The organism is Kluyvera georgiana, assembly GCF_050990895.1.
Taxonomy (GTDB): domain Bacteria; phylum Pseudomonadota; class Gammaproteobacteria; order Enterobacterales; family Enterobacteriaceae; genus Kluyvera; species Kluyvera georgiana.
On the sequence record NZ_CP158865.1, the window covers coordinates 4,745,389 to 4,771,952 of the forward strand.

General features: G+C 55.6%; 23 protein-coding genes and 4 tRNA genes. 6 read left to right on the plus strand and 21 right to left on the minus strand.

The annotated features are described in order from the left end of the window. Nucleotides 1–192: 192 nt before the first annotated feature. The 5 genes from hemC (at nucleotide 193) to ABTW00_RS22465 (ending at nucleotide 6,628) form a co-directional block, all read left to right on the plus strand. Entirely contained in the window at nucleotides 193–1,134 is a 942-nt protein-coding gene (gene hemC / locus ABTW00_RS22445; RefSeq protein ID WP_065357477.1) for a hydroxymethylbilane synthase, read from the plus strand. Beyond that, the gene (hemD, locus tag ABTW00_RS22450) at nucleotides 1,131–1,871 is read left to right on the plus strand and encodes a uroporphyrinogen-III synthase (protein WP_433637719.1); all 741 of its coding nucleotides are present in this window, start codon (nucleotides 1,131–1,133) and stop codon (nucleotides 1,869–1,871) included. The genes hemC and hemD overlap by 4 nt, the downstream gene beginning before the upstream one ends. 21 nt (nucleotides 1,872–1,892) lie before the next feature. Beyond that, nucleotides 1,893–3,092, plus strand: coding sequence for a uroporphyrinogen-III C-methyltransferase (hemX, locus tag ABTW00_RS22455; protein ID WP_433637721.1), 1,200 nt, complete (start codon nucleotides 1,893–1,895; stop codon nucleotides 3,090–3,092). 3 nt (nucleotides 3,093–3,095) lie between these two features. Continuing rightward, nucleotides 3,096–4,292 carry a protoheme IX biogenesis protein HemY gene (gene hemY, locus ABTW00_RS22460; protein ID WP_433637723.1) on the plus strand — a complete coding sequence of 399 codons (1,197 nt, stop codon included), beginning with the start codon at nucleotides 3,096–3,098 and terminating at the stop codon, nucleotides 4,290–4,292. 683 nt (nucleotides 4,293–4,975) lie between these two features. Next, nucleotides 4,976–6,628: an arylsulfatase gene (locus tag ABTW00_RS22465; RefSeq protein ID WP_064546427.1), complete on the plus strand. Its 1,653-nt coding sequence runs from the start codon at nucleotides 4,976–4,978 to the stop codon at nucleotides 6,626–6,628. A gap of 45 nt (nucleotides 6,629–6,673) precedes the next feature. On the opposite strand, the gene ABTW00_RS22470 is transcribed toward ABTW00_RS22465, so the two are convergent. The 21 genes from ABTW00_RS22470 to trxA all read right to left on the minus strand — a co-directional run bounded on the left by ABTW00_RS22470 (nucleotide 6,674) and on the right by trxA (nucleotide 25,155). Next, nucleotides 6,674–7,909 (minus strand): anaerobic sulfatase maturase, encoded by a 1,236-nt coding sequence (locus tag ABTW00_RS22470; protein WP_433637725.1) that lies wholly within the window; start codon nucleotides 7,907–7,909, stop codon nucleotides 6,674–6,676. Nucleotides 7,910–8,054: 145 nt separating this feature from the next. Continuing rightward, nucleotides 8,055–8,131, minus strand: a tRNA-Pro gene (locus ABTW00_RS22475). A 42-nt stretch (nucleotides 8,132–8,173) separates the two neighbouring features. After that, nucleotides 8,174–8,259 (minus strand) — tRNA-Leu (locus ABTW00_RS22480). A 23-nt stretch (nucleotides 8,260–8,282) separates the two neighbouring features. Beyond that, a tRNA-His gene (locus tag ABTW00_RS22485) sits at nucleotides 8,283–8,358 on the minus strand. 58 nt (nucleotides 8,359–8,416) lie between these two features. Beyond that, nucleotides 8,417–8,493 (minus strand) — tRNA-Arg (locus ABTW00_RS22490). Between the two features lie 102 nt (nucleotides 8,494–8,595). After that, on the minus strand, nucleotides 8,596–9,981 hold the full coding sequence (gene thrP, locus ABTW00_RS22495) for a bifunctional threonine/serine APC transporter ThrP (protein ID WP_064546423.1): 1,386 nt from the start codon (nucleotides 9,979–9,981) through the stop codon (nucleotides 8,596–8,598). A 232-nt stretch (nucleotides 9,982–10,213) separates the two neighbouring features. Further along, nucleotides 10,214–10,954, minus strand: a complete 741-nt coding sequence (gene wecG / locus ABTW00_RS22500; protein ID WP_064546421.1) for a lipopolysaccharide N-acetylmannosaminouronosyltransferase — start codon at nucleotides 10,952–10,954, stop codon at nucleotides 10,214–10,216. Between the two features lies 1 nt (nucleotide 10,955). Next, nucleotides 10,956–12,305 carry an ECA oligosaccharide polymerase gene (gene wzyE / locus ABTW00_RS22505; protein ID WP_433637727.1) on the minus strand — a complete coding sequence of 450 codons (1,350 nt, stop codon included), beginning with the start codon at nucleotides 12,303–12,305 and terminating at the stop codon, nucleotides 10,956–10,958. Further along, the gene (locus ABTW00_RS22510; RefSeq protein WP_433637729.1) at nucleotides 12,302–13,381 is read right to left on the minus strand and encodes a TDP-N-acetylfucosamine:lipid II N-acetylfucosaminyltransferase; all 1,080 of its coding nucleotides are present in this window, start codon (nucleotides 13,379–13,381) and stop codon (nucleotides 12,302–12,304) included. The genes wzyE and ABTW00_RS22510 overlap by 4 nt, the downstream gene beginning before the upstream one ends. Beyond that, the gene (gene wzxE, locus ABTW00_RS22515) at nucleotides 13,378–14,628 is read right to left on the minus strand and encodes a lipid III flippase WzxE (protein ID WP_433637731.1); all 1,251 of its coding nucleotides are present in this window, start codon (nucleotides 14,626–14,628) and stop codon (nucleotides 13,378–13,380) included. Before wzxE ends, ABTW00_RS22510 begins: the two co-directional genes overlap by 4 nt. Nucleotide 14,629: 1 nt before the next feature. Then, nucleotides 14,630–15,760 carry a dTDP-4-amino-4,6-dideoxygalactose transaminase gene (gene rffA / locus ABTW00_RS22520; protein WP_065357486.1) on the minus strand — a complete coding sequence of 377 codons (1,131 nt, stop codon included), beginning with the start codon at nucleotides 15,758–15,760 and terminating at the stop codon, nucleotides 14,630–14,632. Between the two features lie 4 nt (nucleotides 15,761–15,764). After that, the gene (gene rffC, locus ABTW00_RS22525; RefSeq protein WP_433637734.1) at nucleotides 15,765–16,439 is read right to left on the minus strand and encodes a dTDP-4-amino-4,6-dideoxy-D-galactose acyltransferase; all 675 of its coding nucleotides are present in this window, start codon (nucleotides 16,437–16,439) and stop codon (nucleotides 15,765–15,767) included. Beyond that, nucleotides 16,417–17,298, minus strand: a complete 882-nt coding sequence (gene rfbA, locus ABTW00_RS22530; RefSeq protein WP_064546408.1) for a glucose-1-phosphate thymidylyltransferase RfbA — start codon at nucleotides 17,296–17,298, stop codon at nucleotides 16,417–16,419. The genes rffC and rfbA overlap by 23 nt, the downstream gene beginning before the upstream one ends. Nucleotides 17,299–17,320: 22 nt before the next feature. Continuing rightward, on the minus strand, nucleotides 17,321–18,388 hold the full coding sequence (gene rffG, locus ABTW00_RS22535) for a dTDP-glucose 4,6-dehydratase (protein ID WP_064546406.1): 1,068 nt from the start codon (nucleotides 18,386–18,388) through the stop codon (nucleotides 17,321–17,323). Then, the gene (gene wecC, locus ABTW00_RS22540; protein ID WP_433637736.1) at nucleotides 18,385–19,647 is read right to left on the minus strand and encodes a UDP-N-acetyl-D-mannosamine dehydrogenase; all 1,263 of its coding nucleotides are present in this window, start codon (nucleotides 19,645–19,647) and stop codon (nucleotides 18,385–18,387) included. Before wecC ends, rffG begins: the two co-directional genes overlap by 4 nt. Beyond that, the gene (gene wecB / locus ABTW00_RS22545; RefSeq protein ID WP_074416839.1) at nucleotides 19,644–20,774 is read right to left on the minus strand and encodes a non-hydrolyzing UDP-N-acetylglucosamine 2-epimerase; all 1,131 of its coding nucleotides are present in this window, start codon (nucleotides 20,772–20,774) and stop codon (nucleotides 19,644–19,646) included. The genes wecC and wecB overlap by 4 nt, the downstream gene beginning before the upstream one ends. 56 nt (nucleotides 20,775–20,830) lie before the next feature. After that, a complete protein-coding gene (gene wzzE, locus ABTW00_RS22550; protein WP_065357490.1) occupies nucleotides 20,831–21,877 on the minus strand; it encodes an ECA polysaccharide chain length modulation protein in 1,047 nt (348 codons plus the stop codon). A gap of 13 nt (nucleotides 21,878–21,890) precedes the next feature. Next, nucleotides 21,891–22,994 carry a UDP-N-acetylglucosamine--undecaprenyl-phosphate N-acetylglucosaminephosphotransferase gene (wecA, locus tag ABTW00_RS22555; RefSeq protein ID WP_064546398.1) on the minus strand — a complete coding sequence of 368 codons (1,104 nt, stop codon included), beginning with the start codon at nucleotides 22,992–22,994 and terminating at the stop codon, nucleotides 21,891–21,893. A 240-nt stretch (nucleotides 22,995–23,234) separates the two neighbouring features. Further along, entirely contained in the window at nucleotides 23,235–24,494 is a 1,260-nt protein-coding gene (gene rho, locus ABTW00_RS22560; RefSeq protein ID WP_035895778.1) for a transcription termination factor Rho, read from the minus strand. Between the two features lie 86 nt (nucleotides 24,495–24,580). After that, on the minus strand, nucleotides 24,581–24,664 hold the full coding sequence (locus ABTW00_RS22565; protein WP_122983157.1) for a rho operon leader peptide: 84 nt from the start codon (nucleotides 24,662–24,664) through the stop codon (nucleotides 24,581–24,583). 161 nt (nucleotides 24,665–24,825) lie between these two features. Continuing rightward, on the minus strand, nucleotides 24,826–25,155 hold the full coding sequence (gene trxA, locus ABTW00_RS22570; protein WP_004386384.1) for a thioredoxin TrxA: 330 nt from the start codon (nucleotides 25,153–25,155) through the stop codon (nucleotides 24,826–24,828). A 143-nt stretch (nucleotides 25,156–25,298) separates the two neighbouring features. Between trxA and rhlB the strand changes: the two genes are divergently transcribed. Continuing rightward, nucleotides 25,299–26,564, plus strand: a complete 1,266-nt coding sequence (rhlB, locus tag ABTW00_RS22575) for an ATP-dependent RNA helicase RhlB (protein ID WP_064546396.1) — start codon at nucleotides 25,299–25,301, stop codon at nucleotides 26,562–26,564.

The window sequence follows — 26,564 nt, forward strand, 5'->3', positions numbered from 1 at the left end:
TAAACCCCGGCATACGATCAAGACAGTGCCAGTAATGAACGGTAAACACAACCCCGTTTATGCTTGTCTCCGTTTAAGCTGAAGGCACGTTTCCTGCATCGCGAATTGTTCAGGGTATGAATCCCTGAAAACTAACATCATTAAGGCAACAATGTTAGGATGGACAACGGACGATAGATGACGGTAACAAGCATGTTAGACAAAGTTTTGAGAATTGCCACACGTCAGAGCCCGCTCGCGCTCTGGCAAGCGCACTATGTAAAAGAACGCCTGGAGGCCTGCCATCCCGGGCTGACGGTGACGCTTGTCCCGATGGTCACGCGCGGCGATGTGATCCTTGATACGCCGCTGGCAAAAGTGGGCGGCAAGGGGCTCTTTGTCAAAGAGCTGGAGCTGGCACTGCTTGAAAACCGCGCCGATATCGCCGTGCATTCGATGAAAGATGTGCCGGTTGAGTTCCCCGAAGGGCTGGGGCTGGTGACCATCTGCGAGCGCGACGACCCGCGTGACGCCTTCGTCTCGAACCATTATGCCTGTATGGACGATCTCCCTGCTGGCAGCGTCGTCGGCACTTCCAGCCTGCGCCGCCAGTGCCAGTTGGCCAAACGTCGCCCGGATCTGGTGATCCGCTCGCTGCGCGGCAACGTCGGCACGCGCCTGAGCAAACTCGACAACGGCGACTACGATGCGATTATCCTGGCCGTAGCCGGTCTTAAACGTCTGGAGCTGGATGCCCGCATCCGCCAGCCGATGTCGCCGGAAGAGTCGCTCCCGGCCGTAGGCCAGGGCGCAGTCGGCATTGAGTGCCGCCTCGACGACGAAAAAACGCGTGCGCTGCTGGCGCCGTTGAATCATGACGACACCGCTGTCCGCGTGCGCGCCGAGCGGGCGATGAACACGCGGCTGGAAGGCGGCTGTCAGGTGCCTATCGGCAGCTATGCTGAACTCATTGATGGCGAACTGTGGCTGCGCGCGCTGGTTGGCGCGCCCGACGGCAGTCAAATGGTTTGCGGCGAGCGTCGCGGCCAGCCGGAAGAGGCCGAGAAAATGGGCATTGCGCTGGCCGAAGAGCTGCTCGATAACGGCGCGCGAGAAATTCTTGCCGCTGTCTACGACGGAGACGCCTCAGTATGACCATTCTGGTTACCCGCCCCGCCCCGCAAAGTGAAGCGCTCGTGAGCCGTTTGCGCGCGCTGGGGCGAGTAGCCTGGAGTTTCCCGCTGATTGAATTCGCCCCCGGTCGCGAACTTAATACGCTCGGTCAGGCGCTTGGCGCGCTGGACGACGGGGATTTAGCCTTCGCGTTGTCGCAACATGCGGTGAGCTTTGCCCAGGCCCAGTTACAACAACAGCGTCTTCGCTGGCCTACCTCTCCCCGCTATTTTGCGATTGGCCGCACCACAGCGCTCGCGCTGCATCAGGTCAGCGGGGCTGACGTACGCTACCCTTTAGATCGGGAAATCAGCGAAGTATTGCTACAATTACCTGAATTACAAAATATTGCGGGAAAGAAGGCGCTTATCCTGCGCGGTAACGGTGGCCGCGAACTGCTCGCCGAAACGTTAATCTCGCGCGGCGCCGACGTGACGCTGTGTGAATGCTATCAGCGCAGCGCCATTCACTACGACGGCGCGGAAGAAGCCATGCGCTGGCAGTCGCGAGGCGTCTCAACGATTGTGGTCACCAGCGGCGAAATGCTGCAACAGCTTTGGGCGCTGATTCCCCTCTGGTACCGGGAGAGCTGGTTGCTCAAATGCCGGTTACTGGTGGTGAGCGAGCGCATTGCAAAACTGGCCCGGGAAATGGGCTGGCAGGAAATTCAGGTTGCCGATAGCGCAGACAACGATGCGCTGCTGCGCGCATTACAATAACTCTCAAAATTGGAAGCCATAATGACGGAACAAAAAGAAAACTCCGCCGTGGTTGAAGAATCCGGGGATGTCGTGAATACCACGCCGCAACCCGAGGTCCGTAAGCCAGAAAATGCTGAGAAGAAAAATACCGGCGGGAAAACCAGTCTGGTGCTGAGCGCCGTTGCTATCGCGATCGCACTGGCGGCGGGCGTCGGCCTGTACGGCTGGGGCAAACAGCAGGCCGTCAACCAATCCACCACCAGCGATACCCTCGCCAACCAGCTCATCGCGCTGCAAAAAGCGCAGGATGCGCAGAAAGAGGCGCTGGAAACCACCATTAAACAGCAGGCCGAGCAGCTTGAGGCGGCGAAAGCCCAGCAGAGCGAAATGGCCAAACAGTTGGATGAAGTGCAGCAGAAAGTGGCCGCCATCTCCGGCACCGATTCAAAAACCTGGCTGCTGGCCCAGGCCGATTTCCTGGTGAAGCTGGCCGGGCGCAAGCTGTGGAGCGACCAGGACGTGACCACTGCCGCGGCTCTGTTGAAAAGCGCGGATGCCAGCCTCGCGGACATGAACGACCCCAGTCTGATTACCGCGCGCCGGGCGATTACCGAAGATATCGCCAGCCTCTCCGCCGTGTCGCAGGTTGATTTCGACGGCATCATTCTGAAGGTGAACCAACTGGCCAATCAGGTGGATAACCTGCGTCTGGCGGACAACAATACCGACGATTCGCCGATGGACAGCGACGATGGTGAACTGTCGGCTTCGCTCAGCGAGTGGCGCGTCAATTTGCAAAAAAGCTGGCAGAACTTTATGGACAGCTTTATTACCATTCGCCGCCGCGACGAGACCGCCGTGCCGCTGCTGGCGCCGAACCAGGAGATCTACCTGCGCGAGAACCTCCGCGCTCAGCTGCTGGCCGCCTCGCAGGCCGTGCCGCGTCATCAGCAGGAAACCTACAAGCAGGCGCTGGATAACGTCTCGACCTGGGTACGCGCCTACTATGATACCGATGACGCCGCCACGAAAACGTTCCTGAGTGACATCGATCAACTCAGCCAGCAGAGTATCGCCATGGACGTTCCGGACACCCTGCAAAGCCAGCCGATTCTGGAGAAGCTGATGCAGACCCGCGTGCGTAACCTGATGGCGCAGCCCGCTGTCGCTCAGCCTACGGCGGAGCAACCGGCCGCCGCAGAGCCAGCGCCAGTGCCAGTGCCAGCACAAGGAGAGTAATCGATGCTTAAAGTCTTATTACTCTTTGCAGTGCTGATTGCCGGCGTGGTGCTTGGCCCGATGATGGCCGGCCATCAGGGCTACGTGCTGATTCAGACCGATACATACAACATTGAAACCAGCGTCACCTGGTTTGTCATCATCATGATTATGATCATGGTGGTCCTGTTCGCGCTGGAATGGATTCTGCGCCGCATTTTCCGTACCAGCGCCCATACCCGCGGCTGGTTTGTGGGTCGCAAACGTCGTCGCGCACGCAAGCAGACCGAGCAGGCGCTGTTGAAACTGGCGGAAGGCGACTATCAGCAGGTTGAAAAGCTGATGTCGAAAAATGCCGATCACGCGGAACAGCCGGTGGTCAACTACCTGCTGGCGGCCGAAGCTGCGCAGCAGCGCGGTGACGAAGCGCGCGCTAATCAGCACCTACAGCGTGCAGCGGAAAATGCCGGTAACGATCTGATCCCGGTTGAGATTACACGCGTCCGTCTACAGCTGGCGCGTCATGAAACCCACGCGGCGCGCCACAGTATTGATAAGCTGCTGGAAGTCGCCCCGCGCCATCCGGAAGTCCTGCGTCTGGCCGAGCAGGCCTATATTCAAACCGGGGCCTGGAGTTCGCTGCTGGATATCATCCCATCAATGGCGAAAGCCAACGTCGGCGATGACGCCCATCGCGCAGCGCTGGAGCAGCAGGCGTGGATTGGGCTGATGGACCAGGTGCGCGCCGACCAGGGTAGCGAAGGGCTGCGTGACTGGTGGAAGAATCAAAGCCGTAAAACGCGTCATCAGGTGGCCCTGCAGGTCGCCATGGCGGATCACCTGATTGAGTGCGACGATCATGACACCGCACAGCAGATCATCATCGACGGCCTGAAGCGTCAATATGACGATCGCCTGGTGATGCTCATTCCGCGTCTGCACACCAATAACCCGGAGCAGATGGAAAAACTGCTGCGCCAGCAGATAAAAACCGTGGGCGATCGCCCGCTGTTGTGGAGCACGCTGGGCCAGTCGCTGATGAAGCACGGCGAGTGGCAGGAAGCGAGCCTGGCGTTTCGCGCCGCGCTTAAACAGCGTCCGGATGCCTTCGATTATGCCTGGCTCGCGGATACGCTCGACCGTCTGAAGCAGCCGGAAGAAGCCGCGGCTATGCGCCGGGATGGACTGATGCTGACGCTGCAGAATAACCCGCCAGCATAATCTACGCGCTAGCAAAAAGGGGCCGAATGGCCCCTTTTCTTTTTTTACCCATAAAAAAACGCCTGCTCTTTGTGGGAGCAGGCGCTAATACAGGTTTAATTCGACAACTAATGGGTGCTTCACTCAACGTTATGTCCATGGTGTCTGATGAGGCAAAAGCGACATCTGTCAGTGGACGATAAGCACCGTCAATGGCTCTGCATCATTCCTGAGTTTATGAGGCACAAGGCGAACATAAGAGATGGAATGAGCATCTACGCGGCGCATTATGTCACAGGATCCCAGGGGAAAAAACCTTCCGTAACAAAAAAATATCGTTCTTTTTCAACGTCTGGAATACGACACTGCGGGAAAAACCAGAGATTCAGCTTTGTACCGAGTGAGATAAATAAACTCAAAACAAAATAATAAATAAAAATGGCTCATTAAACATTATTCACAATATTTATCTCCGAAGATTCAGTAACATTTAACCCTCACGTTCATTTCACATATCCTGCCTGGCAGCATTTACATCATCAAAATATCAGATATAAGATCCTTGCCAGGTGAATTCCCCTCTCGCTTCAACTATCTCATTAATATTTATATATTTTATTATTACCCACATCTATTCACCTGAACAATGCACCAGAATGCTCAATTTTATTTAATAGAAATATATACTTCATGGAGATTATATAATGGATTTATCTTTTTCTCCCAAGCTGCTTGCCATCGCCGTTATGGCAGCACTTCCCGCGCTCGCTAGCGCAACAGATTCCCCTGCTATTGCGACGGCACGGGAAGGTTTTTCCGGTTACGATCATCCCAACCAATATCTGGTAAAAAAAGCCACGACCATTGCCGACAATATGATGCCGGTGATGATGCACCCCGAGCAGAATAAAGAGGCGCAGCAAAAGCTGGCCGACATCGAGAAAAAAACCGGCAAAAAACCTAACGTGATCATCTTCATTCTCGATGACGTAGGTTGGATGGATGTGGGTTTTAACGGCGGCGGCGTCGCGGTTGGTAACCCGACTCCGGATATTGATGCCGTTGCCAGCCAGGGGTTGATTCTGACTTCGGCTTACTCACAGCCGAGCTCGTCTCCCACACGCGCCACCATCATGACCGGTCAATACTCAGTACATCACGGGATCCTGATGCCCCCGATGTATGGCATGCCAGGTGGGCTGGAAGGGTTAACCACCCTACCGCAATTGCTGCACGATCGGGGCTATGTCACCCAAGCCATCGGTAAATGGCACATGGGCGAAAATGAGGGCTCGCAGCCGCAAAACGTCGGCTTTGATGATTTCCGCGGGTTTAACTCGGTCTCCGATATGTATACCGAGTGGCGTGACGTCAACGTGAATCCAGAGGTGGCGCTCAGCCCATCGCGCACCGAGTACATTAAAAATCTGCCGTTCAGCAAAGATGACGTTCACGCGGTACGAGGCGGTAAACAGGAAGCCATTGCCGATATTACGCCGAAATATATGGAGGATCTCGACCAGCGCTGGATGCAGTACGGCGTAGACTTCCTCAACAAAATGGCGAAAAGCGATAAGCCCTTTTTCCTGTACTACGGTACGCGCGGCTGCCACTTCGACAACTACCCTAACGCCAAATATGCGGGGAGTTCACCGGCGCGAACCTCCTATGGCGATTGCATGGTTGAAATGAACGATGTGTTCGCCAACCTGTATAAAACGCTGGAGAAAAACGGTCAGTTGGATAATACGCTGATCGTCTTCACCTCCGATAACGGTCCGGAAGCGGAAGTCCCACCGCATGGTCGCACGCCGTTCCGCGGGGCAAAAGGATCCACCTGGGAAGGCGGCGTTCGCGTACCGACCTTCGTTTACTGGAAAGGGATGATCCAGCCGCGTAAGTCCGACGGTATCGTCGATCTGGCGGATCTGTTCCCAACGGCGCTGGCGCTGGCCGGTAAACCGGGAGCGGAAGTCTCTAAACTGGTACCCACAACCACCTTCATCGACGGAGTCGATCAGTCCTCATTCTTTCTCGGCACTAACGGCCAGTCAAACCGCAAGGCGGAACACTACTTCCTGAACGGCCAGCTCTCCGCCGTGCGTATCGATGAGTTCAAGTATCATCTGCTCATTCAACAACCGTATGCCTTTACCCAAACCGGCTATCAGGGCGGCTTCACTGGCGCGGTGATGCAGACGGCAGGAACCATGATCTTTAATCTCTATACCGACCCACAAGAACGCGAATCCGTCGGCGTCCGCCATATCCCGATGGGCGTGCCGCTACAGACTGAAGTCCATGACTACATGGCTATCCTGAAAAAATATCCGCCAAAAGTCCAAATCAAGCTCTGAGAGCCGCACTGATTCAGCCCGCCGGAGCAATTTCCGGCGGGTTTTTTATTTGTGCGACGGGAATACCAGCTGCGCCTTCATGATATCGCTGGCCGGACGACCGCTGGCAAGAAGGTCACGCATCGCTTTCAGATAGGGAGGCAAATGGCGGAAGTAGTGGCGGAAACCTTCACACAGGTAGTTCTGCTCGCCGCCCTCCGTGGGTATAAAGCGATGCTTAGGGCAGCCGCCCCAGCACGCTCTCAGCACTTCACACTGCTTACAGGCCTCCGACAGGCGGGTAAATTTATCCCGACCGAACTGTTCCTGCTCAGGGGTATCAATCATCTGCGCAAAGCTGTGCTGATGGATATTGCCGAGATGGAATTCAGGGTAGACATAGTGATCGCAGGCATAAACATCACCATTGTGCTCAACGACGATTGAGCGCCCGCAGGTGGGCTGATGGTGACACACCGCACCGGGCACGCCGACAAAGTTGGCGAAGGCCCATTCAATATTCATCACGAAAACTTTACCGACGTCGCGCTGAATCCAACGGTCAAAAATTGCGGTAAGAAACTCGCCGTAGGCTTTCGGGCGAACGGACCAGGCCGTGATGCCTTCGGCAGCCTGTGCAGTGCCTGGCCCATGCAGGGATAGACCCGCGCTGGCTTCCCGCGAGGCGGCCAGCCGCTCGACGACCGGGATAAACTGGATGAATTCCGCTCCGGATTCACACAGAAAATCATACACGTTAAGCGGTTGCTGTGCGCTTTGCCGGTTCACGCAGGCCAGAATATTGTAATCAACACCATGCTTTTGCAGTAGCGCCAGCGCGCGCATCACCAGCTTGTGCGTGGGCTTGCCGCCTTTTGTCAGACGATACGCGTTGTGAATCTCCGCCGGGCCATCCAGCGACAGGCCGATTAAAAAATGCTGTTCGCGGAAAAATAGGCACCACTCGTCATCCAGCAACACGCCGTTGGTCTGAAAACTGTTGCTGATACGTCGACCCGCGCCATATTTTGCCTGTAACGCCACCGCGCGACGATAAAAGTCGAGCCCCAGCAGCGTCGGTTCGCCACCCTGCCAGGTAAAAGCCACTTCTGCCTGCGCTTCAACGGCGGCAATATAGTTTTTAATATATGCCTCCAGCGTCTCATCACTCATACGTAAACCTGCGTCGGGATAGAGCGCTTGTTTCTCAAGATAAAAACAGTAGGTACAGTTGAGGTTGCAGTCAGAGCCGCTGGGCTTGGCCATCGCGTGAAACGCGCGGATTGGAATCTGTTGGGGCATTATCTCGCCTTCCTTATGCACGGGAAGGCTTCATCATAGTGAAGCGTCACTCAGCGAAAGGGGCGTTTTTTGCGCATGGTGAGAAATTCAGAAATGTGCGCGGAACGGAGAAAACAAAAAACCCCGCCGAAGCGGGGTTCAAAATTGGTCGGCGAGAGAGGATTCGAACCTCCGACCCACTGGTCCCAAACCAGTTGCGCTACCAAGCTGCGCTACTCGCCGAAATACTGCTTTTTGAATTTTTAGTTCAATTCGTTAAAGTCGTGGTGCGAGGGGGGGGACTCGAACCCCCACATCCTAAGGACACTAACACCTGAAGCTAGCGCGTCTACCAATTCCGCCACCTTCGCAAATTCACAACTCTATCAAATAATGGGGTGGCTAATGGGATTCGAACCCACGACAACTGGAATCACAATCCAGGGCTCTACCAACTGAGCTATAGCCACCACTGCAAATCTTTTACGCGGTCTTAAAAAAACCACCGCAGCTCCAGCACCGGGTAAATGGTGCGCCCGACAGGATTCGAACCTGAGACCTCTGCCTCCGGAGGGCAGCGCTCTATCCAGCTGAGCTACGGGCGCTTAGCGCCGTTGCGGGGTCGGATAATACGGACTTCCTACCCCGCTGTCTAGTGCCTTTTTAAAGAAAATTATCGTTTGCTCATGGTTTGTGCGTTTTGTTGCTTATTTCTGCACTTTTTGCACTTCAACGCCCTTGCCCATACCAAAAACCTTATAAACCACGGTCACGATGGCCAAAAACAGGGCGCCCACAAACAGCGACATACGGGTATCGTCATTGAAGCCCATACCGATCAGCACGCAAATCAGGAACGCCATGGTCAAATAGTTGGCCCACGGGAACATAATTGACCGGAACGGATGGCTGGCAATCGCCGCTTTATGTGCGCGCCGAAAACGCAGCTGGCTAATCAGGATAACGAACCACGGCACCATCCCCGGTAGCACGCTGGCGCTGTAGACATAGACGAACACGCGCTGCGGGTTAGGAATGATGTAGTTCAGGCAGGAGCCAATCAGCAGGATAACAATCGACACGCTCACCCCAGCCGCCGGTACGCCGCTTTTGCTCACTTTAGCCATCGCCGCAGGCAGCTGACGGTTTTTCGCCAGCGCGTAGAGCATGCGCCCGCAGCTGTACATTCCGCTGTTACAGCCAGACAGCGCTGCAGTCAGTACCACGAAGTTGATAATGCCCGCTGCCGCGGTGATACCAATTTTGGCGAAGGTCAACACAAACGGGCTGCCGTTGGTGCCAATTTCATTCCACGGGAAGATAGTGACGATAACGAAAATCGCGCCCACGTAGAAAATCAGGATGCGCCACAGCACCTTGCCTACCGCGCTGCGCAGGGTCACCTGCGGGTTCCTGGCTTCACCGGCCGTCATACCGATAAGCTCTACGCCCTGATAGGAGGCCACAACGATACACAGCGCCGTCAGGAAGCCCTTCCAGCCGCCCGCGAAGAAGCCGCCGTGTTCAGTCAGGTTGCTAAAACCGATGGAGGTGCCGCCGTTGCCAAAGCCAAAGAAAATCACGCCTAGACCAATGACAATCATCACGATAATGGTGGTGACCTTAATCATCGCGAACCAGAATTCAATTTCCCCGTACAGGCGCACCGCCGCCAGGTTAGCCAGCGCCACCAGCCCCACGGCAATCAGCGCGGGGATCCACTGCGCCATTTCCGGAAACCAGAATTGCACGTACACGCCTATCGCGGTGATTTCTGAAATCCCGACCGCCATCCACATAAACCAGTATGACCAGGCGGTGAGGTAGCCGAAGAACGGGCTCATATAACGGTGCGCGTAAACGGCGAACGAGCCGGTGACCGGTTCGATAAACAGCATTTCGCCCATCGAGCGCATGATGAAGAAAACAAAGACCCCGGCCAGAATGTAGGCCAGCAGCACCGACGGTCCGGCCCACTTCAGGGTGCTTGCCGCGCCCATGAACAGGCCGACGCCAATGGTGCCGCCAAGGGCAATCAATTCAATATGACGGGCTTCCAGACCGCGCTGGAGCTCCGGTTTATTCTCTGCCATAGATCCTCTTGTGTTTGCATATCTATCCGGTCGATGCCGGTTTTATTTTTTATAGAAAAAAGATGTCTTTCGGATGTGGACATATCCGTAGGAATACGGATATGTCATCAGGGCATGCGAATGGTTTAACAAATTCACACAAATGGCAAATATAAATGAGGGATAACGTATCGAGGTTGTGAATGAATCACGCAGGAAATGCGTGATTCATTGCCGATAATACGCGGAATATTCAGAGGTTATTGGTGTAATGCCAGCGTAAATAGCGCAGCAGGCGCAGCTGGCGCGTGATGCGACTCGGCTGAGAGAGCAGGCGATAAAGCCACTCCAGCCCCAGGTTTTGCCACACCTTCGGCGCGCGCTTGACCTGGCCGGTAAAGACATCATAGGTGCCGCCCACGCCCATATAGAGCGCGCCAGGATAGACTTGACGGCAGTCGCGCATCAGGATTTCCTGCTTAGGGGAGCCCATTGCCACGGTCACAATCTTCGCTCCGCTGTCGCGGATACGTGCAAACAACGCGGGACGCTGCTCGGCGGTGAAGTAGCCATCCTGGGTCCCCACCAGATTAACATTCCACTGCTGACGCAGTTTTTGTGCGGTTTCAGCCATCACCTCCGGCTTACCGCCAATCAGAAACACCGGCGTCCCTTCTGCGCCCGCACGCGCCATCAGCGCCTCCCACAGGTCAGCCCCCGCCACGCGCGACACATCGGCCTGCGGGTATTTCTTACGAACGGATCGCACCACCGAGATACCATCGGCATATTTAAACTCAGCGTCATTAATCAGCGCCCGCACTTCCGCATTATCTTCCAGCGTCAGCATCTTCTCAGCATTAATCGCCACCAGCGTGCCCTGCTTCAGATTGCCATCCGCATACAGATAGTCCAGCGCGTGTTGCATATTGCGCCAGCCGATAAGGTTAATCCCGCGTAAGGTGTAAGTCGGCGCGGTCTGTAAGTCAGCCATTTTATCCTTCTCCAACGTGCGAAAGGCGTCTTAACCGCTGATGGATAAGCCCCGCGCTCTCAAACAACCAGTACAGCAATTTCGCCATCAGCAAACAGAAGCCAAAGATAACCATAAAGAAAACGACGCGAGAGCCGAAAGAATCCAGCCCTTCGCGCGCCAGCACGATCATGTTGAAGATTGCGCCAAAACAGAAACTATGCAGGATGGCCGACTTATAGCGGTTGGGCTCCTGGTTACCCAGCATATACAGCCAGTCAAACCATTTGATAATCAGCCCCACCGCGACAGCGCCCAGCGGCACAAACCACATGCCGCCCATCACCACCAGCGAACCAATCAACGTCGGTGAAATCGCCAGGCCTGAGTGGTTGTTGAGCACTTCCCAGGTAAAGTAGTTGGCGGTATTCAGCACGATGCTCGGGCGCGATGGCCACAGCCAGCTGGGGATAAAGACGTAAAAATCGCGCACCATCGGCGCCAGGCCCTGAAAGTCGATCTTATCGTAGTTTTGCAGCAGCAGCGCCAGGTTCTCCCACGGCGAGAAGGTGTCGCGCGTAAGATAGAGGAAGGTGTAAAACGCTTCATCGCCGCTTACGTTCATACCATAGCGTTTGAGCGCCAGCCAGAACATACCAACGATGCCCAGCACGCCCGCCGCCACCAGCATCCACAGCGAAATCCAGCCGCGAATAATGCCGATAAACAAGAAGATAGCGAAAGCGATAATGATATTTGCCCGCGTGCCGCCAACGATGGCGTAGGTCAGTAGGCCGAAGGCCACGGTAGCAATCAGGAAGCCAATCCACGCTTTAAAGCTCGGCTTAAGGAAATAGACCACCAGCATCGCCGGAATAAAGAAGTAGAAGAAGCGTTTAAGCGCGACCCCGGAAACCTCACTGGAGAAAATCTGGCTATAGGAGTGCAGCTTAAACAGCAGAAAACCGTTATGCAGAAAGAACGTGCCAACCGTCAACAGCGCAAGCCCCATCAGCAACACCCAGGTTATATGCGTCTCAACCCGGTTCATGGTAAACAGCGGACGGCGTTTCACCGCCGCATTGGTCGAGCGCAGCCGGGTTTTGTAAGTGACGTAGTACACCGCATAGAAACAAACCGAAATCAGCAACGTTTGCAGCAATACGTCGGGCGGCGAAACGCCGACCCCGAAGCGAAACACCAGGGTGCAGGTCAGCGGGAAACCGAAGAAGAAAGTCAGCAGGAACAGCAACGAGAAGAAAACGTTGAAGTTAAAGCGCACGCGGCGAAACTCAAACCACGTCAGGGTGCCGATAAACAGCGCCGACAGCAGCCAGACGACGAACAATCCAGTAAACTGCATTTCGCTCATACCGCCTCCCCTGCCGCCAGTTGCAGCGCCCGATGCCACGGCGCCAGATAGTTAGGTTTGAAAAAGGCGATGGCGTTTTTGTCCACCAGCGCCAGCTGACGCTGGGCTTCACGCACCACCAGCTCGGTGAGCGCGTCGTCGGTAAACAACACCGGAATATTCTGCTCGGCCATATCCAGCCAGAACGGGTTCTGGCGGTTCAACACGCAGGGGATCCCCGCCTGAATGAGCAGGCACAGCGTGCCAATACCCTGCTGGCGCGCAAAAATAAAATAGCCCAAATCGCAGCGGCGCAACAGGGCAAGATAGGCGTCAAATTCCATCTTTTCGCGCAGAATCTGCACATTTTCTTTGCTAAACAACGCCTGCGCAGCGCTGTCTACCTCAGCAATATAAGCCTCATTATTGGCCGGGTAGCCCATCGGTACGATCACGTTCACCGTGTCGCCAAACTGCTGATGTACCGCTTTCAGCGCGGCAATATGTTCGTTGCTGCGATCGCCTGAATTGCCCACCAGAATAGTCAGCTTACCTTCTCGCGGCGTGGGATCCGCCAGCGAATTCAGCGCCGGATCCATCCGCGTCGGGAAATAGAGCAGTTCGCCGGGGACCTGCGGGTGAATATTACCGAAATAGCTCAGATCGCCGCAGGTGGCGAACACCCGTCCTACGCGGCCTTGTGCCATCCGGCGCAGCGGATAGAACAGGCGGAACTTCAAGCCACGCGAGACTTCATACAGATCGGCCCCCCAGATATGCCAGCTGACTTGCGACGGCTTCAGGCCGCCGCTCAGCAGCGCCAGCCAGATACCGGTATTAAACTGGCCGTGGAAGAAGAATCGCTGCTGGCGATTGGCTTTCGCCTTCGCCACCACGGCTTTCGCCAACGCCGATTTATCGGCGTAGCGTGCAATCATCAGCGAGGGAAACGCGGCCTCCAGACCGTCATCTTTGCTGACCACCATAAACTGACGGGCGTGCGCAGGCTCTGCGGCCAGCTCATCGGTAAAAAACCGTAGCACCGTCTGGTTATGATGGGGGATATCCGATCCCAGGATGTGTATCAGTTCGGTCATTGCCGTTTACGCCAAATTAAAAATACGCCGCTACAGAGCGTGAAATAAACAATATAGGTCGCCATATAGGCCTGCGCCGCCCCCAGCGCGCCGTGCGCCGGGATCAGCCAGTGCGAGAACGCCGTCAGCAGCGTGAACTGGCTCAGTTCCGCCAGAATGTAAAAACGCAGCGACGCCTTCGCGATGACTAAATAACCAAAAACGTAAGCGCCCACTTTCAATACATCGCCTACCAGCTGCCATGCGAACAGGTCGCGCATGGCGATAAACTTCGACGAAAACAGCAGCCAGATAGCAAAGTCGCGCAGCAGCCAGACGGTCAGGCTCGCGGCCGCCACGGCGGGTAAGACAAACTTCAGCGAGCGGCCAATTTCGCGAGAAATATCCTGCTTCGTGACCAGGCGCGATAACGTTGGTAGCAGATAGACGCTAAACGAAGCGGTAATAAACTGCAGATAAGCGTCGGAGATACTGCTGACGCCCTGCCAGATCCCCACTTCATCCCAGCTGTAGTGCGCCGCCATCAGGTTTCGCATCATCACGTAGGCCACTGGCATGGTGACCGAGGTAATCAGCGCCATCAGGGTAAATTTCCCCAACTGACCCGCCAGCGCATTATCCCACTGCGGTTTGAGATACCCCCATGGAATTTGGCCGCGCCGGGTCAACATCACCGCGGCGGGAATGACAATCAGCGCCGGCACCAGCGCCAACCCCAGCAGCGCGCCCTCATAACCGCCTAACCGATAGCAGACGTAATAGGCCACAACGCCGATCAGGCTCCCGGCTATCAACGACAGCGCGTTGCCCGAGGCATCGCGGAACCCTTTCATCAACGCCAATAGCAGGTTCGCCCAGGCAATGCCCATCTGCACCAGGGCGACCAGCCGTACCAGACCCTGATAGTGGGTATGGCCAAACAGGCCCTGACTTATCGGCGCCGCCGCCAGCAGGAAGATCGCTGCCAGTAGCGTCGAGAACCCCAACACCATCGCTGAGGACGTGCCGACGACCTGCCGTAAACGCGCCGGATCGTCGTGATGCTGGGCAACAAATTTTGTCACCCCGTTGAAAATACCGGCCCCGGCGAGCACGCCGAGCACGGTCACCAGCTGGCGGAAGTTACCCGCCTGGCCGACGCCTGAGGGGCCAAACGACACTGCCAGCAGCTTCACCACCAGCAGACCAACGCCAATTTTTACCAGCGTGGACGCGGCGGTCCACACCGAAGCTTTTGCCAGCGACATATCAGGCGAAGTAGCTCAGCAGCGTATTGATCACCGTTCGCTGATCGACCGGCGACAGGTTGTAGAACAGCGGTAAACGAAGTAGGCGCTCACTTTCTTTGGTCGTGAAGCGATCGTCACCGTGGAACTCGCCAAACTTCTCGCCCGCCGGGCAGGAGTGCAGCGGAATATAGTGGAATACCGCCAGAATTTCGGCCTCTTTCAGCCAGTTAATCAGCGCGCTACGGTCTTCAACGTCGCGCAGCTTGATGTAAAACATGTGTGCATTATGGCCGCAGTCTTGCGGAATCACCGGCAGGTCAATGCGTCCGGTGTTGGCCAGTGGCAGCAGCGCGTCATAATAGTTCTGCCACAGCGCAAGGCGCTGCTGATTGATGCGATCGGCGGCTTCGAGCTGCGCCCACAGATAGGCAGCCTGCAGATCGGACATCAGGTAGCTCGAGCCGATATCGCGCCAGGTGTACTTATCCACCAAACCCCGGAAGAACTGGCTGCGGTTGGTCCCTTTTTCACGAATGATTTCCGCCCGCTCAACCAGCGCGCGATCGTTAATTAACGTTGCGCCACCTTCACCACCCGCGGTGTAGTTTTTGGTTTCGTGGAAGCTGAAGCAACCGATATGACCGATGGAACCCAGCGCGCGGCCTTTGTAGGTTGACATCACACCCTGCGCGGCATCTTCCACCACGAACAGATTGTATTTTTTCGCCAGCGCCATGATGGTGTCCATCTCGCAGGCCACGCCCGCATAGTGCACCGGCACGATGGCGCGGGTTTTGTCAGTGATCGCCGCTTCAATCCGCGTTTCGTCAATGTTCATGGTCTCTTTATGCACATCAACAAACACAATTTTCGCACCGCGCAGCACGAAGGCATTGGCGGTGGAGACAAAGGTGTAGCTCGGCATGATCACTTCGTCGCCCGGCTGGATATCCAGCAGGATGGCCGCCATCTCCAGCGATGCGGTACAGGATGGCGTCAACAGAACTTTGGCGCTACCGAAGCGCTGTTCCATCCACTGCTGGCAGCGACGGGTAAAACCGCCATCGCCGCACAGCTTGCCGCTGCCCATCGCGGATTGCATGTAATCGAGTTCAGTACCCACGACTGGTGGGGCGTTAAATGGGATCATGGTGTCACCTGTATAGCCAGTACGCGGTGCTGACGACATTAGCGCCGCTGTGAATATAGCGTTGAAGTGCTGCGGTGTTGCCGGCTTGCGTCGCCACCCGTAGCGTCGATAGGCCGCGAGTATACGCCCAGCGTACCGCAGCCTGCATCAGTTCTGCGCCTGCGCCACGCCCGGCCAGCAGGCCGATACGCGCATCGGAGGCGCTCAATTCTCGTAGGGAAACAAACGCGCGGATAGTACCGTTCTCGTTGCGAAGCACCAGGCACTGGTTATCGAAAGTGCCTTTGACCGCATTTTCTATCCACTGAGCATAGAAGCGGGCGCTGGCGTCGGAGGCATACCACGGCGCACGAAAACGGCTTAAGGCAAACGCCTGCGCCGCCAGCGCCCGTAATTCCGGGATATCCGACTCGCTGGCCACCTGCGCCTGCGAGCGGCTCACCGGCGTAACGGGCAGCGCCAGATCGACCTCGCCTTCTACCAGCTGAAAGCCGAGCGACTGCAGCGCATCAAGCTGCTCAACCTGATGCGCGGCAATTTTCGCCTGCAGCCGCGACCAACCCTGCAGCCGTTCGGTAGTCAGCAGCGGCGCATCGTCGGCAAAGCGGACAATGGCGCTATTGATACCGAAAAACTGATTCTCCCACGTCAGTGGCTCAATACTGGCGCGGACGGGCACGGAGCAGCTCCAGCAGATATTGACCGTAGCCGGTTTTCGCCAGCCCGGCGGCAGCGCGCTTCACGCCTTCATCGTCGAGCCAACCGTTGCGCCAGGCAATCTCTTCCAGACAGGCAATTTTAAAGCCCTGACGTTTTTCGACCGTCTGCACAAACATACTCGCTTCAATCAGACTGTCGTGAGTACCGGTATCCAACCAGGCAAAACCGCGTCCCAGCAGCTCGACGGTTAGCTTACCGTCGTCCAGATACATCTGGTTGATAGAGGTGATCTCCAGCTCGCCGCGTTCGGATGGCTTCACCCGCTTCGCATATTCCACAACCTTGCTGTCGTAGAAATACAGCCCGGTGACCGCCCAGTTCGATTTCGGCTGTTTCGGTTTTTCCTCCAGCGACAGCGCCTGGAAATGGTCATCAAACTCCACCACACCAAAACGTTCCGGGTCCATCACCTGATAACCAAAGACCGTCGCCCCTTCGCTACGCGCCGCCACATGACGCAGTTTTGGGCTGAAGCCCTGGCCGAAGAAGATGTTGTCGCCCAGTACCAGGCACGACGGCTCGCCGTTGAGGAAGGTTTCGCCGATGATAAACGCCTGCGCCAGCCCGTCAGGGCTGGGTTGTTCAGCGTACTGTAGCGAAATACCGAACTCGCTGCCGTCGCCCAACAGTCGCTGGAAGTAACTTTTGTCTTCCGGCGTGGTGATGATCAATATGTCACGTATCCCCGCCAGCATCAGCACCGACAGCGGGTAGTAGATCATCGGTTTATCGTAAATCGGCAGCAGCTGTTTCGACACGCCGCGAGTGATCGGATGCAGACGCGTACCCGAGCCACCCGCCAGAATAATGCCTTTCATTGCTTTTCCTCCTCCGGGCGTTTTAGCCTTTCAGACCCAGGCGTTCACCCTGATAGCTACCGTCCTGTACCTGCTTCCACCAGCTTTCGTTGGCGAGGTACCACTGCACCGTTTTACGCATCCCGCTTTCAAACGTCTCTTCCGGCGTCCAGCCCAGCTCGCGGGCGATTTTCGCTGCATCGATTGCGTAACGTAAATCATGGCCCGGACGATCGGCGACAAAGGTAATCAGGTCATGGTAACGCGCAAGACCCTGCGGCTTCTGCGGCACCAGCTCTTCCAGTAGCGCGCAAATCGTCTCGACCACCTCGATATTTTTACGCTCGTTGTGACCGCCAATATTGTAGGTTTCGCCAATGCCGCCGGTGGTGGCGACAAGATAGAGCGCGCGGGCGTGGTCATCGACGAACAGCCAGTCGCGGATCTGCTGACCGTTGCCGTATACCGGCAGCGGCTTACCCGCCAGGGCGTTGAGAATAGTCAACGGGATCAGTTTTTCCGGGAAGTGGTACGGGCCGTAGTTGTTTGAACAGTTGGTGATAAGCGTCGGCAGACCATAGGTACGCAGCCAGGCGCGAACCAGATGGTCGCTGCTGGCTTTCGACGCAGAATACGGGCTGCTTGGCGCATACGGCGTGGTTTCGGTAAAGAAATCGTCCGTCGAATGCAGATCGCCGTACACCTCGTCGGTAGAAATATGGTGGAAGCGGAACGCCGCTTTACCCGCATCATCCAGCGTAGACCACCAGGCGCGCGCGGCTTCCAGCAGCGTGTAGGTACCGACAATGTTGGTTTCGATAAACGCCGCCGGGCCATCGATAGAACGATCGACGTGGCTTTCCGCCGCCAGGTGCATCACGACGTCCGGGCGGTACTGGGCAAACACGCGGTCCAGCGCCGGACGATCGCAGATATCCACCTGCTCGAAAGCAAAGCGTTCATCGTCCGCGACCGGCGCTAAAGACGCCAGGTTACCGGCGTAGGTAAGCTTATCGACCACCACCACGCTATCTGCAGTGTGGTTAATAATGTGACGCACGACAGCAGAACCAATAAAGCCTGCGCCACCGGTAACTAAGATACGTTTCAACGCCAGACTCCTTTAGTATCGACAATAAACTGCTGGGCAATCGCGTCGCCGCTGATGGCTTTAAACTGGGCATGATCGACCAGCATCACCAGCACATCCGCAGTTGCTAACGCCGTCTCTACCGAGACTAACGAGCACAGTCCATCGAGTTTTTTCGGCAGTTGATGAATATTCGGCTCCACCACCAGCGTTTCGCCACTGTGCCACTGGGCAATAAGCTCGGCGATCTCCATGGCCGGGCTTTCGCGCAGATCATCAATATTTGGTTTAAATGCCAGACCAAAGCAGGCAATTTTCAGCTCGCTGGCGCGTTTGTCGCTGGCAGCCAGACAGTCGGCCACATTCGCCTTCACCTTGTCGATCACCCAGAACGGTTTGTGGTCGTTCACTTCACGCGCGGTACGGATCAGACGCGCCTGCTCCGGGTTCTGCGCCACGATAAACCATGGGTCGACGGCGATACAGTGGCCACCTACGCCCGGGCCCGGCTGAAGAATATTCACGCGCGGATGGCGGTTCGCCAGGCGAATCAGTTCCCAGACGTTAATCCCTTGATCGGCGCAAATCAGTGACAATTCGTTAGCGAACGCGATGTTAACGTCGCGGAAGCTGTTTTCCGTCAGCTTGCACATCTCGGCGGTGCGGGCATTGGTCACCACGCATTCACCTTCGAGGAAAATGTTGTACAGTTCGCTAGCACGCGTGGAGCAAACCGGCGTCATTCCACCGATCACGCGGTCATTTTTAATCAGCTCAACCATCACCTGCCCCGGCAGTACGCGCTCTGGACAGTAGGCGATGTTGATATCTGCCTGCTCGCCCACCTGCTGCGGGAAAGTCAGATCCGGGCGCATCTCGGCCAACCAACCGGCCATCTGCTCGGTCGCGCCGACCGGCGAGGTGGACTCCAGGATCACCAGCGTCCCTTTCTTCAGCACCGGCGCGATGGAGCGCGCCGCCGCTTCGACATAAACCATATCCGGTTCATGATCGCCTTTGAACGGCGTCGGCACGGCAATCAGATAGGCATCCGCCGCTTCCGGCGTGGTGGTCGCGCGCAGATAGCCGTCCGCCACTGCCGTTTTCACTACCCTGTCGAGATCGGGTTCGACAATATGAATTTCACCGCGGTTGATAGTATCCACCGCGTGTTGATTGATATCGACGCCCACAACCAGCTTTTGCCGGGAGGCAAACGCCGCCGCCGTAGGAAGGCCGATATAGCCCAGACCGATCACCGAGAGGGTTGAGAAACTCATAACGTTACCTGATTATTTTTTAATGCTGCCAAAATACGTTCACATGCCCGGCCATCCCCGTAGGGGTTATGGGCCCGACTCATCCTTTGATATTCTTCGTCATCGCGCAGCAGGCGCGTGACTTCGTCCACAATACGTTGGCTATCTGTGCCCACCAGGCGGACCGTCCCCGCATCAATGGCTTCCGGACGCTCGGTGGTTTCACGCATCACCAGTACGGGTTTACCCAGCGACGGCGCCTCTTCCTGAATGCCGCCAGAATCGGTGAGAATCAACCACGCGTGATTCATCAACCAGACAAACGGTAAGTAGTCCTGCGGTTCGATCAATATGACGCTATCGATGTGTCCAAGAATACGATTCACCGGCTCGCTGACATTCGGATTAAGGTGTACCGGATACACAATCTGCACATCCGGGTTGTCCGCGGCAATTTTCGCCAGCGCGTGACAAATATGTTCAAAACCCTGGCCAAAACTCTCGCGACGGTGCCCCGTAACCAGAATCGTCTTTTTGCCGTTGTTGAGGAACGGGTAACGCTGCGTCATATCGCTACGCAGCGCGGTATTATTCAGCACCCGATCGCGAACCCAGAACAGCGCGTCAATCACCGTATTGCCGGTAACGAAAATGCGCTTATCCGGCAGATTCTCACGCAGCAGGTTCTGCCGCGAGTTTTCGGTCGGGGCGAAGTGATACATTGCCAGATGCCCGGTGAGCGTGCGGTTCGCTTCTTCCGGCCACGGCGAATAGAGATCGCCGGTGCGCAGCCCCGCTTCCACATGGCCAACGGGAATGCGCTGATAAAAGGCCGCCAGGCTTGCCGCGGCGGTGGTTGTCGTGTCGCCATGCACCAACACGACGTCCGGTTTAAACGACTCCAGAACAGGCTTTAACCCCTGCAGAATACGACAGGTTATTTCGGTTAAACCCTGTCCTGGACTCATGATGTTGAGGTCATAGTCCGGAACGATGGAGAAGAGGTGTAGCACCTGATCAAGCATTTCCCTATGCTGTGCGGTGACGCATACTTTTGCCTCAAAATGAGGATCCTTTGCTAGCGCATGGACCAGAGGCGCCATTTTGATCGCCTCCGGACGTGTGCCAAATACAGTCAGAACTTTCACATCGATTCTCTTCTATAGATGAACCAGGCCCATCGCCCTTCATCATTGATGGGTATTTACTGCGTGCGACGACGCGCCAGTGCCACCCCAGCACCAACCAATGCGCCGACAATGCCCCACATCACCATCAGGAATACGCGGCGCGGGCTTGTGCGTTTTACCGGTTCCTCCGGTGTACGCAAATACCGATAAGTCTGAAAACTCTTCGCCAACGTCGGCCCCACGTTGAGGGTCGTCAGCATCGCACGCGCCTGGTCGTAATCCAGATCGAAGGTCGGGCCAACGGCCTGCAGGTTTTCCAGTCGAGCCTGCAGCATCGGACGCCCCAGTAAAGAAAGCTCGGAATCCGGCAGTTCATCGGCCGGTACATCCGTGACGCTACGGGTAATATTGTTCTGCTGCGCAATTTTCAGCGCGGCTTCAATGCTGTGCAGACGGCGGTTGAAAATCGCCTGAGCAACCTCTTCCTGACGCTTCACCTGCGCTTTCACCTGGATGGTTCGCGCGGCCCACGCGCCTTTCAGCTCATCATTCAGATGCCCCGCGGCACGTTCGCTGGCAAACGCCACGTACTGGCGCAGCAGGTTATTGGCATCCGGCGCGGTTTCCGCCGTCAGCTTGACGCTGTCGCTAACGCTCTTCTGCGCGTCGCCAGGGATATACTGAATGTCGTTAATCAGCTCATCGAGCAGCGCCGCATCGGCACGAGAGTTCCCCACCATCCGCTGCTTGTAGTAGTCCGTCTGCGACCAGAAATCACGACGGGTGTCCCAGGAGGCGAGCTGCATGACGAACTCTTTGTAAACTTCATCCATCACCGACGGCGGCGTGGTGGTGGTTGGGTTAACCTTAACGTCCAGATTACGCAGGAACTGCTGCTGCGAGTAGTAGCCGCCCAGCATGTTGACCGTTGGCCGGTCGGTGATCGCCGTGGTGCTCCATTCCTGCCGGGCAAAAAAGGTATAAATCAGCACCACAACGGCAAACAGCACCGCAAGGCCGATAATCCAGTGTTTCCCCGACCACAACGCGCGAAACAGGCCACGAATATCCAGTTCATTCTCCGCACTTGATAACTGTGCTTCCGGTAATGGTTGTGTCATTACTACCCCAGTTTTACTTGGTTAATTTTGGATTCTTTTCACTGTTCCGACGCATTCTGCGCTTCATGCGTTTAATAAAACGCGCCACTTTCCAGGCCCGCTTGATGCAGTAACCATAGAGGCCAAAGGCCATCAGGAACAAAATCAGCATGGCCCATTCAGGCACAACACGAGTGTATTCGGCGGCCACGCCAATGCCGGCCAGCAGCGCGGCGGCAAGCGTAATCAGCACCAGCGCCTGACGAGAGGTGAACCCCGCACGCATGATGAGATGGTGAATATGCTGACGGTCAGCGGAGAACGGGCTCATGCCCTTACGCAGACGGCGATACATAATCGCCACCATGTCCATGAGCGGAATGGCGACGATCCACAGCGCGGTAACCGGGCTAATCGGATGGTGCGTCCCCTGAGTGGTTTCCAGCAGGATCCAGATGACCGTGAAACCAATCAGCGTGCTGCCGGCATCCCCCATAAAGACTTTATAGCGACGTCCCAGCACACCAAGGTTGAGCATGATGTAAGGTAAAATGGCGGCAATCATCGCAAAGCACCACATGGCGAGGCTGGTCTGCCCGTCAAACCACAGAATGAGGCCAATAGCGCCAAAGCTGACGCTCGACAGGCCGCCAAGCAGGCCATCGATGCCGTCCACCATATTGAAAGCGTTTATGATTGCCCAGACGGCAAACAGGGTCAGGAAGAAGCCAAACGGGCCGAGCACCAGCTCCCACGACCCGAAAATATAGCCAAGGCTGCGCAGATAGAGCCCCCCCACCGCCATCATCACGATACCAATCAGCGCCTGAATGGTGGCGCGGATTTTAACGCTGATGTCATAACGGTCATCCAGCGCACCAACCAGCACAAGAACGCCAGCACAGGCCAGGTACAGGGAAGCGTGAGGGATGTAGTAATTGGCGATCGCAAAGGTTAAGCAGATCCCGGCATACACAGAGATGCCGCCCACAAGCGGGATAAGCCCCTGGTGACGTTTACGAAAATTTGGTCTATCCACCAAACCGATCTTTTTTGCCACCCGGCGGGCGAAAAAAAGAAATACGGTGGTGAACAAAAAAATACTGATCAAGTCAGTACCGACGGTCAGTAAACTCACAATTTATACTCGCTGCGAATATTAATAGCGAAAGTATACCCACGATAGCAACGCATCAGAAGAGGAAGCCTGATGAATATTGGGGAAACTCGCCTGATTTATAACCGATTTTGCAAACTAGCTATTATTGTAGCCGGAAACCGCAATTGTCCGCGAAAAAAAAGCGGAACCCCATCGGCGAAACTCCTAAAAACAAAAACGCCACACAATTGTGTGGCGTTTGTCGGCGAAAACCGCGTTTTACGAGCGTTTCATCATGTCGAAGAAATCGTCGTTGGTTTTGGTCATGGCCAGTTTGTTAATGAGGAATTCCATCGCGTCGATTTCACCCATTGGATGGATGATTTTACGCAGGATCCACATTTTCTGCAGCTCTTCAGGCGTGGTGAGCAGCTCTTCTTTACGGGTACCGGAACGGTTGTAGTCGATAGCCGGGAAGACGCGTTTTTCAGCAATCTTACGAGAGAGGTGCAGTTCCATGTTGCCGGTACCTTTAAACTCTTCATAGATAACTTCATCCATTTTAGAGCCGGTATCGATAAGCGCAGTCGCGATGATGGTCAGGCTGCCGCCCTCTTCCACGTTACGCGCGGCACCGAAGAAACGCTTCGGACGGTGCAGGGCGTTAGCGTCCACACCACCGGTCAGTACTTTACCGGAAGCCGGAACCACGGTGTTGTAGGCACGTGCCAGACGGGTAATGGAGTCAAGCAGAATGATAACGTCTTTCTTGTGTTCAACCAGACGCTTCGCCTTCTCGATAACCATTTCGGCTACCTGAACGTGGCGAGATGCCGGTTCGTCAAAGGTAGAAGCAACCACTTCACCTTTAACCAGACGCTGCATCTCGGTCACTTCTTCCGGACGTTCGTCAATCAGCAGCACCATCAGCACGCAGTCCGGGTGATTGTAGGCGATGCTCTGCGCGATGTTCTGCAGCAGCATGGTTTTACCGGCTTTCGGCGGAGCAACAATCAGACCACGCTGGCCGCGACCGATCGGCGATGCCAGATCCAGGACACGAGCGGTTAAGTCTTCGGTAGAACCGTTACCACGTTCCATACGCAGACGAGAGTTTGCGTGCAGCGGGGTTAAGTTCTCAAAGAGGATCTTGTTGCGCGAGTTTTCCGGCTTATCGTAGTTAACTTCGTTAACTTTCAACAGCGCAAAGTAACGCTCACCTTCTTTCGGCGGACGAATCTTACCTGAAATGGTGTCACCAGTGCGGAGGTTGAAACGGCGGATTTGGCTGGGGGAAACGTAGATATCATCAGGGCCGGCGAGGTAGGAGCTGTCTGCGGAGCGGAGGAAACCAAATCCATCCTGCAGTATCTCCAGCACACCGTCGCCAAAGATATCTTCGCCACTCTTCGCGTGCTGCTTCAGGATGGCAAAAATAATGTCCTGCTTGCGCATACGGGCCTGGTTTTCCAGTCCCATATTTTCGCCGAGAGTGATCAGCTCAGAAACCGGCGTATTCTTTAATTCGGTAAGATTCATAATGGTGTGGGTTCTTAAACTCGGGGTAAATCTCGAACTTAATTTGTGAATGGTATGGCAGGGTCATCCGTGCCTGTTTACGGCCATCAACTCATGTCTGTTCGCTGCCTGGTCACAGGAAAGAACGCAGAACTGAAACGACAAGACGGAAAGAGTGACAAGCCTGGAATTTTTCAACCTCTGACGTGGCTAAATGCGACGGGAGGTTTGGGTCAAACAAGATTCAAACAAGGTATGTTTAAAACGAAGTCAAACTTAACTTAGCACGACTGAAGCCGGGCGTCCAGAGTTCCGGTCAATTTAAGAACACAGGACGCCCGAGTCGAATTGCTTACGCCAGGTTGGCGTCGAGGAACTCTTTCAGCTGGCCTTTAGACAGCGCGCCAACTTTAGTTGCGGCTACTTCGCCGTTTTTGAACAGCAGCAGCGTCGGGATACCGCGGATACCATACTTCGGTGCAGTGCCCGGGTTCTGATCGATGTTCAGTTTCGCAACGGTCAGTTTACCCTGATACTCATCGGCGATTTCATCCAGAATCGGGGCGATCATTTTGCACGGACCACACCACTCTGCCCAGAAATCGACGAGTGTCAGCCCGTCAGCTTTGAGTACGTCCGTGTCAAAACTGTCGTCAGTCAGGTGAATAATTTTATCGCTCATATTTAACTCCACAGGAATAAGCCTGGTGTGTTGGTGTAGCATTAACCAACGAGGTGTTGATGTTGACTTCGCCAACAAAGGTTGACGTTATTTCACCGGATACGCTTTCTTAATGCAATAGTAAGCTGATATTCTACCACACTATGAGCAAAACACATTTAACAGAACAGAAGTTTTCCGACTTCGCCCTGCACCCTAAAGTGGTTGAAGCCCTTGAAACTAAAGGGTTTTATAATTGCACGCCCATTCAGGCGCTGGCTTTGCCGCTGACGCTTGCTGGTCGTGATGTGGCTGGACAGGCGCAAACCGGTACCGGGAAAACGATGGCGTTCCTGACGTCAACGTTTCATTATCTTCTTTCTCACCCGGCAGTTGCTGACCGCCAGGTGAACCAACCGCGCGCCTTAATTATGGCGCCGACCCGTGAGCTGGCGGTACAGATTCACGCCGACGCCGAGCCGCTGGCTCAGGCAACCGGGCTGAAGCTGGGCCTGGCCTACGGCGGTGACGGCTATGACAAACAGCTGAAAGTGCTGGAAAGCGGCGTCGACATTTTGATCGGCACCACTGGCCGTCTGATTGATTACGCGAAACAGAATCACATCAACCTGGGCGCGATTCAGGTGGTGGTGCTGGACGAAGCCGACCGTATGTACGATCTCGGCTTTATTAAAGATATTCGTTGGCTGTTCCGCCGCATGCCGCCGGCCAACCAGCGTCTGAACATGCTGTTCTCTGCCACCCTTTCTTACCGCGTACGCGAACTGGCGTTCGAACAAATGAACAACGCCGAGTACGTCGAAGTTGAGCCGGAGCAGAAAACGGGACACCGTATTAAAGAAGAGCTGTTCTATCCTTCCAATGAAGAAAAAATGCGTTTACTGCAAACGCTGCTGGAAGAAGAGTGGCCTGACCGCGCGATTATCTTCGCCAACACCAAGCACCGCTGTGAAGACATCTGGGGCCACCTGGCTGCCGATGGTCATCGCGTCGGCCTGTTGACCGGTGATGTGGCACAGAAAAAACGTCTGCGTATTCTGGAAGATTTCACCCGTGGCGATCTCGACATTCTTGTCGCGACCGACGTTGCGGCGCGCGGCCTGCACATTCCTGCCGTCACGCACGTCTTTAACTATGACCTTCCGGATGACTGCGAAGACTACGTACACCGTATCGGTCGTACCGGCCGTGCTGGCGCCAGCGGTCACTCTATCAGCCTGGCCTGTGAAGAGTATGCCCTGAACTTGCCGGCGATTGAGACCTACACCGGTCACTCTATTCCGGTCAGCAAATACAACCCGGATGCCTTGTTAACCGACCTGCCGAAGCCGCTGCGTCTGACGCGCGTTCGCCAGGGTAACGGTCCGCGTCGTTCGGGCGCGCCACGTAATCGTCGTCGTTCAGGTTAA

Bases quoted from the DNA above. Each gene is read 5' to 3' on its own strand.
- rhlB (WP_064546396.1), top strand. From the start codon at position 25,299: ATGAGCAAAACACATTTAACAGAACAGAAGTTTTCCGACTTCGCCCTG.
- wecC (WP_433637736.1), bottom strand. From the start codon at position 19,647: ATGAGTTTCTCAACCCTCTCGGTGATCGGTCTGGGCTATATCGGCCTT.
- ABTW00_RS22510 (WP_433637729.1), bottom strand. From the start codon at position 13,381: ATGACCGAACTGATACACATCCTGGGATCGGATATCCCCCATCATAAC.
- trxA (WP_004386384.1), bottom strand. From the start codon at position 25,155: ATGAGCGATAAAATTATTCACCTGACTGACGACAGTTTTGACACGGAC.
- ABTW00_RS22470 (WP_433637725.1), bottom strand. From the start codon at position 7,909: ATGCCCCAACAGATTCCAATCCGCGCGTTTCACGCGATGGCCAAGCCC.
- hemC (WP_065357477.1), top strand. From the start codon at position 193: ATGTTAGACAAAGTTTTGAGAATTGCCACACGTCAGAGCCCGCTCGCG.
- hemD (WP_433637719.1), top strand. From the start codon at position 1,131: ATGACCATTCTGGTTACCCGCCCCGCCCCGCAAAGTGAAGCGCTCGTG.
- rffA (WP_065357486.1), bottom strand. From the start codon at position 15,760: ATGATCCCATTTAACGCCCCACCAGTCGTGGGTACTGAACTCGATTAC.
- hemX (WP_433637721.1), top strand. From the start codon at position 1,893: ATGACGGAACAAAAAGAAAACTCCGCCGTGGTTGAAGAATCCGGGGAT.
- hemY (WP_433637723.1), top strand. From the start codon at position 3,096: ATGCTTAAAGTCTTATTACTCTTTGCAGTGCTGATTGCCGGCGTGGTG.
- wecG (WP_064546421.1), bottom strand. From the start codon at position 10,954: ATGGCTGACTTACAGACCGCGCCGACTTACACCTTACGCGGGATTAAC.
- rho (WP_035895778.1), bottom strand. From the start codon at position 24,494: ATGAATCTTACCGAATTAAAGAATACGCCGGTTTCTGAGCTGATCACT.
- thrP (WP_064546423.1), bottom strand. From the start codon at position 9,981: ATGGCAGAGAATAAACCGGAGCTCCAGCGCGGTCTGGAAGCCCGTCAT.
- rfbA (WP_064546408.1), bottom strand. From the start codon at position 17,298: ATGAAAGGCATTATTCTGGCGGGTGGCTCGGGTACGCGTCTGCATCCG.
- wzzE (WP_065357490.1), bottom strand. From the start codon at position 21,877: ATGACACAACCATTACCGGAAGCACAGTTATCAAGTGCGGAGAATGAA.
- ABTW00_RS22465 (WP_064546427.1), top strand. From the start codon at position 4,976: ATGGATTTATCTTTTTCTCCCAAGCTGCTTGCCATCGCCGTTATGGCA.
- wzxE (WP_433637731.1), bottom strand. From the start codon at position 14,628: ATGTCGCTGGCAAAAGCTTCGGTGTGGACCGCCGCGTCCACGCTGGTA.
- wzyE (WP_433637727.1), bottom strand. From the start codon at position 12,305: ATGAGCGAAATGCAGTTTACTGGATTGTTCGTCGTCTGGCTGCTGTCG.